The sequence below is a fragment of the Clostridium sp. genome (assembly GCF_040797585.1).
Classification (GTDB): Bacteria; Bacillota; Clostridia; order Clostridiales; family Clostridiaceae; genus Clostridium_Z.
In genome coordinates, this window is sequence record NZ_JBFNEO010000108.1 from 1 (window position 1) to 9,401 (window position 9,401).

The 9,401-nt window shown below is 28.8% G+C and carries 11 protein-coding genes; 4 read left to right on the forward strand and 7 right to left on the reverse strand.

What is annotated here, in order from left to right:
* Positions 1-500 precede the first annotated feature (500 nt).
* From hslO to AB2369_RS08225, 3 genes are all read right to left on the reverse strand, one after another.
* A complete protein-coding gene (hslO, locus tag AB2369_RS08215; RefSeq protein WP_367665999.1) occupies positions 501-1,385 on the reverse strand; it encodes an Hsp33 family molecular chaperone HslO in 885 nt (294 codons plus the stop codon).
* 17 nt (positions 1,386-1,402) lie between these two features.
* On the reverse strand, positions 1,403-2,143 hold the full coding sequence (locus AB2369_RS08220; RefSeq protein ID WP_367666000.1) for a class I SAM-dependent methyltransferase: 741 nt from the start codon (positions 2,141-2,143) through the stop codon (positions 1,403-1,405).
* Between the two features lie 63 nt (positions 2,144-2,206).
* Entirely contained in the window at positions 2,207-2,470 is a 264-nt protein-coding gene (locus AB2369_RS08225; RefSeq protein ID WP_367666001.1) for a small, acid-soluble spore protein, alpha/beta type, read from the reverse strand.
* Positions 2,471-2,611: 141 nt separating this feature from the next.
* On the opposite strand from AB2369_RS08225, the gene dapA reads away from it, so the two are divergent.
* A complete protein-coding gene (gene dapA / locus AB2369_RS08230; RefSeq protein WP_367666002.1) occupies positions 2,612-3,490 on the forward strand; it encodes a 4-hydroxy-tetrahydrodipicolinate synthase in 879 nt (292 codons plus the stop codon).
* 23 nt (positions 3,491-3,513) lie between these two features.
* Entirely contained in the window at positions 3,514-4,275 is a 762-nt protein-coding gene (gene dapB, locus AB2369_RS08235; protein WP_367666003.1) for a 4-hydroxy-tetrahydrodipicolinate reductase, read from the forward strand.
* Positions 4,276-4,482: 207 nt separating this feature from the next.
* On the opposite strand, the gene AB2369_RS08240 is transcribed toward dapB, so the two are convergent.
* The gene (locus AB2369_RS08240; protein WP_367666004.1) at positions 4,483-5,616 is read right to left on the reverse strand and encodes a pyridoxal phosphate-dependent aminotransferase; all 1,134 of its coding nucleotides are present in this window, start codon (positions 5,614-5,616) and stop codon (positions 4,483-4,485) included.
* Positions 5,617-5,793: 177 nt separating this feature from the next.
* Between AB2369_RS08240 and dapD the strand changes: the two genes are divergently transcribed.
* Positions 5,794-6,504, forward strand: coding sequence for a 2,3,4,5-tetrahydropyridine-2,6-dicarboxylate N-acetyltransferase (dapD, locus tag AB2369_RS08245; RefSeq protein ID WP_367666005.1), 711 nt, complete (start codon positions 5,794-5,796; stop codon positions 6,502-6,504).
* A 43-nt stretch (positions 6,505-6,547) separates the two neighbouring features.
* Here the strand turns inward: dapD and AB2369_RS08250 are convergent, their stop codons facing one another.
* Positions 6,548-7,219, reverse strand: coding sequence for a single-stranded DNA-binding protein (locus AB2369_RS08250; protein WP_367666006.1), 672 nt, complete (start codon positions 7,217-7,219; stop codon positions 6,548-6,550).
* 149 nt (positions 7,220-7,368) lie between these two features.
* Positions 7,369-8,124, reverse strand: a complete 756-nt coding sequence (locus tag AB2369_RS08255; protein ID WP_367666007.1) for a polysaccharide deacetylase family protein — start codon at positions 8,122-8,124, stop codon at positions 7,369-7,371.
* A gap of 242 nt (positions 8,125-8,366) precedes the next feature.
* On the opposite strand from AB2369_RS08255, the gene AB2369_RS08260 reads away from it, so the two are divergent.
* Positions 8,367-8,894, forward strand: a complete 528-nt coding sequence (locus AB2369_RS08260) for a DUF4364 family protein (protein ID WP_367666008.1) — start codon at positions 8,367-8,369, stop codon at positions 8,892-8,894.
* Here the strand turns inward: AB2369_RS08260 and AB2369_RS08265 are convergent.
* Positions 8,891-9,401: YncE family protein (locus AB2369_RS08265; protein ID WP_367666009.1), on the reverse strand; the 511-nt coding region annotated here is incomplete at its 5' end. The two genes, AB2369_RS08260 and AB2369_RS08265, sit on opposite strands and share 4 nt — an antisense overlap.

Genomic DNA, 9,401 nt, shown 5'->3' on the forward strand with positions numbered 1-9,401 from the left:
CCTCGACCTCCGGCGTGACAGGCCGGCACTCTAACCAACTGAGCCACTGGGCCAAATAGCTTACAAAAATATTCTATTATAATTTAGAAGTATTGTCAAGAACTTTTTGGAAATATTATATAATATTAGTTTTTAAATTAATATTATATATAGGGTTTTTGATTCAAAACTTATCTTATACACTACTTAAAATCTAAGATTTTAAAGGGTTTAAGTGCATGTATAAGTTAAGATTCAAGCTAAAAACCCTATATAGAGTGTCTATTTTAAAAATTAACTTACACCTGTTATTTATTCATTGATAAATCAAACTTTTAAGGGATGTATAAGTCAAAAATTCAGTTAAAAACTCTATATTAATCATCTATTGTGTTAGTTAATTATATATTATATAACTAACTTCTTATAATAGAACACTATAAAATTTATAAATATAAAGAAATTTTTAGTGTTCTATTACTTATATACCTTAAGAAATATTTATTTCTTAAATATTGGGTTTATTTTGAAACTCTTTTTAAAAGCTCACCTATTTCTTCATGATTAAATTCATAAGATTTATTACAAAAATGACATTTTAATTCTTCGCTTTTACCATCTTCATAAATCTCTCTTAGATCTTTCTCTCCAATACTAATAAGTGCTCTCTCCACTCTATCCCTTGAGCAATCACAAGTAAAAGAAGGCTCCATTTCTTCCATTATTTTAGGATCCATTCCATCAAAAATTTCATTAATGATTTCCTCTATAGACATTCCTTTAGTAAGCATATCTGTTATTGATGGGACATCTTCTAATCTATATGTAATAAGATCAGCAAGTAGCGGATCAGCATCTGGCATCATTTGAATTATAAATCCACCAGCAGCCTTTATAGATAAATCCGTATCTACTAACACTCCTAAAGCCACAGCAGAAGGAGTTTGTTCTGAAACTGTGAAATAGTAAGCTAGATCTTCTGCGATTTCCCCAGTATATATAGGTACTTGTCCTACGTAAGGGTCTTTTAGCCCCATATCTCTTATAACGTATAAGTTCCCCTCTTTACCAATAGCTCCTCCTACATCAAGCTTTCCTTTACTATTAAGAGGTAGCTCAACTGATGGGTTTCCTATATATCCCTTTACTTGTCCGTTAGCATAAGCAGTTGCAACTAATGGTTTTGCAGGTCCTCCTCCGTTAATTTGTAATGTTAAACTATCCTTATCACTCTTTAACATAGTTCCCATTAGACTAGCACCTGTAAGAAGTCTTCCAAGAGCTGCTGCAGCTGTAGCACTACAATTATGTACACTAGCTCCCTCATTAACAAGGTTTGTTGTTGAAGCAGCTATAAATCTTACTTCACCAAATTTCGCTGTACCTCTAATTAATTTATCTTTCATAAAAATACCTCCCAATTTTAACACTTTGAAACTACATAAGTAATTCTCTCAGTGTTATCAATTATTGTTTCTTCTCTATAATTATCTAACTTTTTTAATATTTTAAAACCTGTACCTTTAAGCAAACTATCTATATAGTCAGTAGTATAGGCTCTTTCTAGATGCTGTTCTTCAAACCTTTTATATAGCTCTCCTTCCTTTAAGAAAAAAGTAAGATTCATTTCCAAAACATCATCCTCAAATATATTCTCCCATGTATAAAAAACATCTTGGCTATTATAAGTAAAAATATTGTTTCCTAAAATCTCACTAAGTTTATAATAGGAATTAATATCGAATATAAATAAGCCATTATCTTTTAGGTGATTATACACTGCAGAAAAATAATCTTCTAAATCCTCATCTTCTATAATATAATTAGTAGAATCTAAAGAACAGGTTATTAAGTCAAAGGACTTATTAAGATTAAGTTCACACATATTTTGACAAAGAATCTTACTATTAACTTTTTCTTTCCTAAGCTTCTCAGTAGCTTCCATAAGCATTTCTTCTGATAAGTCTACTAGATATGTATTTCTAAAATTCTTACATAAAAGTCTAGAAAGATTACCAGTTCCACAAGCTAAATCAAGATAGTTTTCATCTTCTATTTTATATTCCTTGCAAAGTTTTATAATGCAATCATAAAATTCATCATAGTTAATATCTTCATATATAAGTTCATCGTATATAGAAGATAACTCTCCATAGCTTTCCATAGCTCTCCCCCCAGTAGTGGAAATTTTAAGATATAACTATATTATAAACTTTTATCAAGATAGTCAACTATGACTTTGTATTCTCTTTAAAATTTCATTATTACTTGGAAGATGCATAGTTTTTTTACGTTTTGTCATAAGTCCACCTATTCTTCCTGTTTCTTCAGCAGTAAGTCCACCCCACCCCATCTCATCTACCTTATCTTTTAATCCAAGCTCCTCTGCAATCTCGTATTTTAGCTTCTCTCTTAGTAGTTCCTCAGCACTCAATTCTTTATTAGCTTTTATCTTAGCTTTTATAACTTTTTTTAGTGGTGTTTTTCCCATAATATTCTCCCCTTTTCTAATATTTTTTCCTTTCAATAAATAGTATTGCCTAAAAAATTAAATTTAATAATTCTATGTATTTTTTACCTCTTTAAATATATAATGTAGGTATATACAAAATTTTTATATGGAGGTATTTGTATGACATTATTTAAAGGATCAGGTGTTGCAATAATAACTCCTTTCAACAAATATGGTGTTGACTTTAATAAATTAGGAGAATTAGTAGATTGGCATATAAAGGAGAATACTGATGCTATAATTGTATGTGGAACTACTGGTGAAGCATCTACTATGACAGAACAGGAAAAAAAAGATACGATTAAATATGTAGTAGATAGAGTAAATAAAAAAATTCCTGTAATCGCTGGAACTGGAAGTAATAACACTAAAGCTTCTATAGAAATGAGTAAATGGGCTGAAACTATTGGAATAGATGGATTACTTTTAATTACACCTTACTACAATAAAACCACTCAAAAGGGTCTTATAGAACATTTTAAGGCTATAGATACAGAGGTTAATACTCCTATAATAGTCTACAATGTTCCTGGAAGAACTGGTATGAATATTACTCCAAATACATTATTAGGCCTGACTAAGCTAAAGAATGTAGTAGCAATTAAAGAGGCTTCTGGAGATATGTCTCAGGTTGCAAAAATGAAGGCTTTATGTGGAGATAAAATAGATATCTACTCTGGAAATGATGATCAAATAATTCCTGTATTATCTTTAGGTGGTGTTGGAGTTATATCAGTATTAGCTAATATAAAACCAAAAGAAACCCACGATATGTGTAAGCTATACATGGATGGAAACGTAAAAGAGGCTCTAGATATACAACTTAATCTTATATCCCTATGTGATGCCCTATTCGTTGAAACAAATCCTATTCCTGTAAAGACAGCATTAAATCTAATGGGGAAAAATGTAGGAGATTTAAGACTACCTTTATGTGAAATGAGTGAAGAAAACTTAAAGTTCTTAAAAAATGAATTAAAGAGTACTAACTTAATATAGTTAAAATCAGAATGGAGGACAATATGATCAATATACTATTAAATGGTTGTAACGGGAAAATGGGTCAAGTAGTAACCCAATGTAGTAAAATATATGAAAACTTAAATATTGTCTGTGGTGTTGACAGAAGTGGAGAGAAACTAAATAATTATCCAGTATATAAATCTATAGATGATGTTAAAGAAAAAATAGATGTTATAATAGATTTTTCAAGACCTGAAGCTTTAAAAGATTTAATTGAGTATTCAATAGCTAATAAAGCTCCAGTTGTATTATGTAGCACTGGATTTACTCCAGAGCAACTAGAATATATTAATGAATCCTCAAAGCATACTTCAATATTTAGATCTGCTAATATGAGTATAGGAATAAATGTTTTAAATGCTGTTTTAAAAAGAGTATCACCATTTTTATATGAAAACTTCGATATAGAAATAGTTGAAAAACATCATAATCAAAAGGTAGACTCACCAAGTGGAACTGCCCTTTTACTTGCAGATACTATAAAAGACTCACTAAAGGATGAAACTAACTATGTATATGGAAGAGAAGGTATCAAAAAGAGAGAAGAAAATGAAATAGGAATACATGCAATTAGAGGTGGAAATATAGTTGGAGATCATGAAGTGATTTTTGCAGGTGGTGGAGAAGTTTTAGAATTTAACCACAAGGCAATATCAAGAGATGTATTTGCTCATGGTGCATTAAAGGCAGCAGAGTTTATTACAGGTAAAAATCCTGGTTTATATAACATGGATCATATGATAAATTTAGATCATATATAAATTAAAAGTCTATCGTAGGATTTAAATTAAACTATTAACTTATGTTTTCACTTGAAGAATTAAAAACTATTACTATTAACATGGATGTAAAAATCCCTATTGTAGAATTAAATAAAATAACTACAATAGGGATTTTTTATATATTAAAACCTACGAAAAATTATCTAAACATATTAATATTGAAATTCTTAGAGATAAAAAAATATATTAAGGCTTTAACAACTTTTCTATATTTCCTAAGGATTTTTTTAATTGCTCCATACTACAACAATAAGAAATTCTTAGATGACTTTCTCCTTTACTGCCAAAGGCACTTCCAGGAACACATGCCACCTTAGCTTGATTCAATATATGATTACAGAACTCTTCACTGTTTTCATTAAAGGAAGATATATTGGGAAATATATAGAATGCTCCCTTAGGCTTATTACACTTAAATCCTAAGTCTACTAAGTAATTATAAGTATAATCCCTTCTAGCCTTAAATTCATCCCTCATTAGTTTTACATCTTCCATGGCATTTTTAAGCCCCTCATAAACTCCATATTGAACTATAGAAGGGGCAGAGGATACATTATACTGGTGTACTTTCATAATCTCTTTTAATATAGTAGATTTAGCACATACATACCCTATTCTAAGACCAGTCATAGAAAACATTTTAGAAAATCCACTTACATATATACATCTATGAAGTAAATCCTCATATTGGCATAGAGAATAATAATCATCTTCATAGCAAAGGGAAGCATATATCTCATCACTAATTATGTAGAAGGATTCATCCTTTAATAAAGAATATAAACTTTCCTTTAGATTTTTCTCCATAACTGCCCCAGTAGGATTACTTGGATAAGACAATACCATAGCTTTAGGATTAAAGTTTTCAATTTTATATTTTAAATCTTGGAGATCTATTGAAAATTCATCATCTAAATCATATTCTATCACTGTGGCACCTATTAAATCACCTATTGCCTTATATGCTGGGTATGCTGGATTAGGAACGAGTACTACATCCTTAGGGTTAAGTATGGCTTGAAATGCGGCATAAAGGCCTTCACTTCCTCCAACAGTTATACATATTTCATCTGGAGAAAAATTTATATCCATAGCTTGTAAATATTTACTTATTTCTTCTCTTAGTTCAAATATTCCAGCATTAGATGTATAAACAGTTTTATTTTCATCTAATGCCTTTATCATGGCATTCTTTATTATATCAGGAGTTGGAAAGTCTGGTTGTCCTAAAGTTAATGATATAGCATCTGTCACCTTTACGACCTTATTATAAAATTTTCTTATTCCTGAAATTTCTATATTTTTCACATTGTTATTCATCCATATGTACCTCCCTTAATAAATTTCTATGTTAACTAAGCATCCTTATTTAGAAATTATATTCTTATATTAATAAATAATCAATTATTTATTAAAAACCCTTTTAATAAATCCATATATCTATTATAATAATTTTTAGCATATAAGATAATTCTTATTTAGAAAGGGTGATTATAAATGAATTATAATTTAACAGATCCTTATGAAATAGCTCGTTTCATAAAGGAAGTTAAAAAATCTACTCCTTTAAAGGTTTATGTTAATGGTAATTTAAAGGACTGTAATATGAAAAACATAGAGTGTTTTGGAGAAAATAACTTCTACATATTATTTGGAGAACATGAGGAAATTTCTACTTTCTTAAATGATAACAAGGATAATATAAAGAATTACAGAATAGAGAATGATAGAAGGAATTCTGCTATCCCTATGCTTGATTTAACTAATATAGATGCAAGAATAGAACCAGGTGCTATAATAAGAGATAGGGTTAAAATAGAAAAGAATGCTGTTATCATGATGGGAGCTGTAATTAACATTGGAGCAGAAATAGGTGAAGGAACTATGGTAGATATGAATGCTGTAGTTGGTGCCCGTGGCAAACTTGGAAAAAGAGTTCACCTTGGTGCTGGAGCAGTAGTAGCTGGAGTTTTAGAACCACCTAGCAAAACACCTTGTGAAATAGAAGATGATGTAATGATAGGTGCTAATGCTGTAATACTTGAAGGGGTAAAGGTAGGAAGAAAATCAGTAGTAGCTGCTGGTTCTGTTGTTACTGAGGATGTTCCAGAAGGTGTTGTAGTAGCTGGTGTACCTGCAAAAATTATAAAGAGTGTAGATGATAAAACTAAAGATAAAACTCAACTTATGAATGATTTAAGAAAATAGAAAGTAAAAAAAAGCTAATCCTTCGGATTAGCTTTTTTTATTTTTATACTGCGCCCTCAACATCAAACTCTTCGGTTTTATCTTCAGTATTTTCTTTATTTGCTCTTTCCATCTTAGATATGGATACTTCATAAGCAATTTTAACTATGCTTTCATCTTCATTAACCTTTTTTTGATACTCTCTACTTTGAAGTCTTCCCCAAACTCTTATATTATCTCCAACAGCTAAAGTTTGACAGAATCTAGAATTTCTACCCCAAGCAATAGTTGGTATATAATCAGACTTATTATATGCTCTATTTACAGCTAATAATACATCAGCTATTTCACGCCCAAATGGAGTTGTTCTATAAACAGGTTCCTTACATATATATCCGTCTAAGAATATCTCATTTGGATTCTTACTTCTTTCTATACATGGCTCTATGTTTCTAGCAAAAACAGTAAGTATTAACCTGTTTGATCCATCTACAAATTTATTATAAGATCTTAACTGACCATCTACAATGATTTCAGATCCTATACTTAGGTCTAAGTTCGTTATTAATCTTTCTGAAACTGTAATATTCAGCATATCTTTTGTGTCACTTAACCTCATTACCTCAAGTTGAAAGTTATAAAAACCTTCCCCATACATCTCGTGGCTAAAAGAAAGTTTTGAAGCCACTGTCCCCTCTAAGTAAATTTTGTTGTTTAAAAATAAATTGTTGTCCATCTTAACCCCTCTCTCCCTTGGTTTATAATTTTCTCTTACATCACTAAGATATTAATAAAAATAAGTAAATATTACTGAAATTTTGTGTATTTTTATTTTTCTAATATACACTCTTCCATTATAATACATTTATATTAACAATTTCAAGATTAATTATGTATTTGTTTTCCATTTATATCAATACTATAATTATCCTTGTAAATAAGATCTATTACCTTTACAGCTTTGTAATCTTTATCTTTTAAGTAATTAAGAAGTTTTCTTATATTATTAGGAGTATACTTAGCATTTGTATGAAATAAAATTATATCTCCTGGTTTTAAATTTTTAGTTACCCTATTATATTCTATGGCTTCCCCTTGCTCTTTCCAATCTATACTATCTACATTCCAATGAATAGGATATAATCCAGTAGATTTTGATACCTCTAAGCTCTTATTGTCATAAGCCCCACTTGGAAATCTAAAACTTTTACTATTTTCTCCTGTTATATCTTTAATTTTATCTTCGGTATCATAGATCTCTTTTAAAATTCTATCCTTAGATATTTTAGTAAAGTCCGGATGGGTATTTGAGTGATTTCCAATTTCATGACCTCTTCTTTTAACCTCTTTTAATATATTAGTGTTATCTTCAGAGTAGTTTATCCAAGAACCTATAACAAAGAAAGTAGCTTTAGCATCAAACTCATCTAATATATTTAAAATTTCTAAGGTATAATCTTCTCCCCAGTTCATATCAAATGTAATAGCTACATCTTTTTTATCTGTATCCACATTATAAATTGGATGACTTCTAGTTGCTGCTTTTACATTTGGCATAATAGTCTGGAAAATAGTACTATTTATTATAACCAATAATATCAAAAAAATTATTACTTTTCTAGTAGATATTTGCATTTTCATATTTTCCCTCCCTATTTTTGTGATAATCTACATATATAATATGCACTTTTTTTAATATATAATTCTTTTTAATGAGGATTATCTTATATTTTGTGAATAAATATTATATAATATTTATGTATTATAATTAATTGTAAAATAATAATCCTCTATAATTATATATAGAGGATTTAACCATAAATAAAATTTTGTGATATAATCAAATATATTACATTGATTTTATCTTGGAGGGTGGGATATTAATGTTTGAAAACACAACGGACTTAGCAGAAAATAAGCTATTACTCCTTTATATAATTAAGAATATAAAAATACCAATATCTAATATCCAGCTTACAGATATAATTTTAGAAAATAATTTTATAAATTATTTTTTACTTCAGCAATATATATCTGAGCTAATTGAGTCTAATTTCTTGAGATATGAGGAACGTAATGAAAAAAAATTAATCTTTTTAACAGAAAAAGGAGATAAAGTTCTTTCTTTTTTTAAAGATAGAATATCTCCTAGTAAAATTTTATCTATTGAAAAATATATAAGTTCTAAATTAGATGAGATAAAAAAAGAGCTTACAATAACTGCAGACTATACAATAGACAAAGATAACTCTTATATTGTAAAATTAAAGGCTATGGAAAACGAAACCTTACTTATGGATATAAAGGTTAATGTAGCTACTAATAATCAGGCTATATCTTTATGCAACAATTGGAAAGATAATTCTTCAGATATTTATAATAAAATAATAAATATTTTAATTCCAAGCTAATGAAAGGTCATTCCGTTGGGATCTTTTCCAATGGATATGACTTTTTTCTCATTTGTGAAGATATCTAATATTATAAGATTATTATTATAATTATCTCCTACATAAAGAAATCGCCCATTTTTAAGTATTCCTTTTGGCATTCCTCCTACATAAGCTCTTTTAAATTCCTCAAAACAACTTAAGTCTATAAAGCTTATTGTGCCTTCTCCAAAGTTATTTACGAAAATCATATCTAAATTATGATCATAATAGAAATCTATTGGTGATTTTCCTACCATTATTGTATTTATAACTTCTCCACTATTTAAGGATCTTATTACAATCCTACCTATTCTATCTTCTCCTAAATTACTTTCACAGCATATAAAATAATTAGAGCTATAAATATAGGATTTTGTTGGATACTCTCCTACTCTTATCTCCTTTATAATTTGGTTTGTTTTTAAATCCAATATAGAAACTGAATTTCCCATCATATTTGTAACTGCCCCAAGACTTAACTTATCA

Excerpts from the sequence above, each read along its gene's own strand:
- AB2369_RS08260 (WP_367666008.1), top strand. The coding sequence starts at position 8,367 with ATGTTTGAAAACACAACGGACTTAGCAGAAAATAAGCTATTACTCCTT.
- AB2369_RS08240 (WP_367666004.1), bottom strand. The coding sequence starts at position 5,616 with ATGAATAACAATGTGAAAAATATAGAAATTTCAGGAATAAGAAAATTT.
- dapB (WP_367666003.1), top strand. The coding sequence starts at position 3,514 with ATGATCAATATACTATTAAATGGTTGTAACGGGAAAATGGGTCAAGTA.
- hslO (WP_367665999.1), bottom strand. The coding sequence starts at position 1,385 with ATGAAAGATAAATTAATTAGAGGTACAGCGAAATTTGGTGAAGTAAGA.
- AB2369_RS08250 (WP_367666006.1), bottom strand. The coding sequence starts at position 7,219 with ATGGACAACAATTTATTTTTAAACAACAAAATTTACTTAGAGGGGACA.
- dapD (WP_367666005.1), top strand. The coding sequence starts at position 5,794 with ATGAATTATAATTTAACAGATCCTTATGAAATAGCTCGTTTCATAAAG.
- dapA (WP_367666002.1), top strand. The coding sequence starts at position 2,612 with ATGACATTATTTAAAGGATCAGGTGTTGCAATAATAACTCCTTTCAAC.
- AB2369_RS08225 (WP_367666001.1), bottom strand. The coding sequence starts at position 2,470 with ATGGGAAAAACACCACTAAAAAAAGTTATAAAAGCTAAGATAAAAGCT.
- AB2369_RS08255 (WP_367666007.1), bottom strand. The coding sequence starts at position 8,124 with ATGAAAATGCAAATATCTACTAGAAAAGTAATAATTTTTTTGATATTA.
- AB2369_RS08220 (WP_367666000.1), bottom strand. The coding sequence starts at position 2,143 with ATGGAAAGCTATGGAGAGTTATCTTCTATATACGATGAACTTATATAT.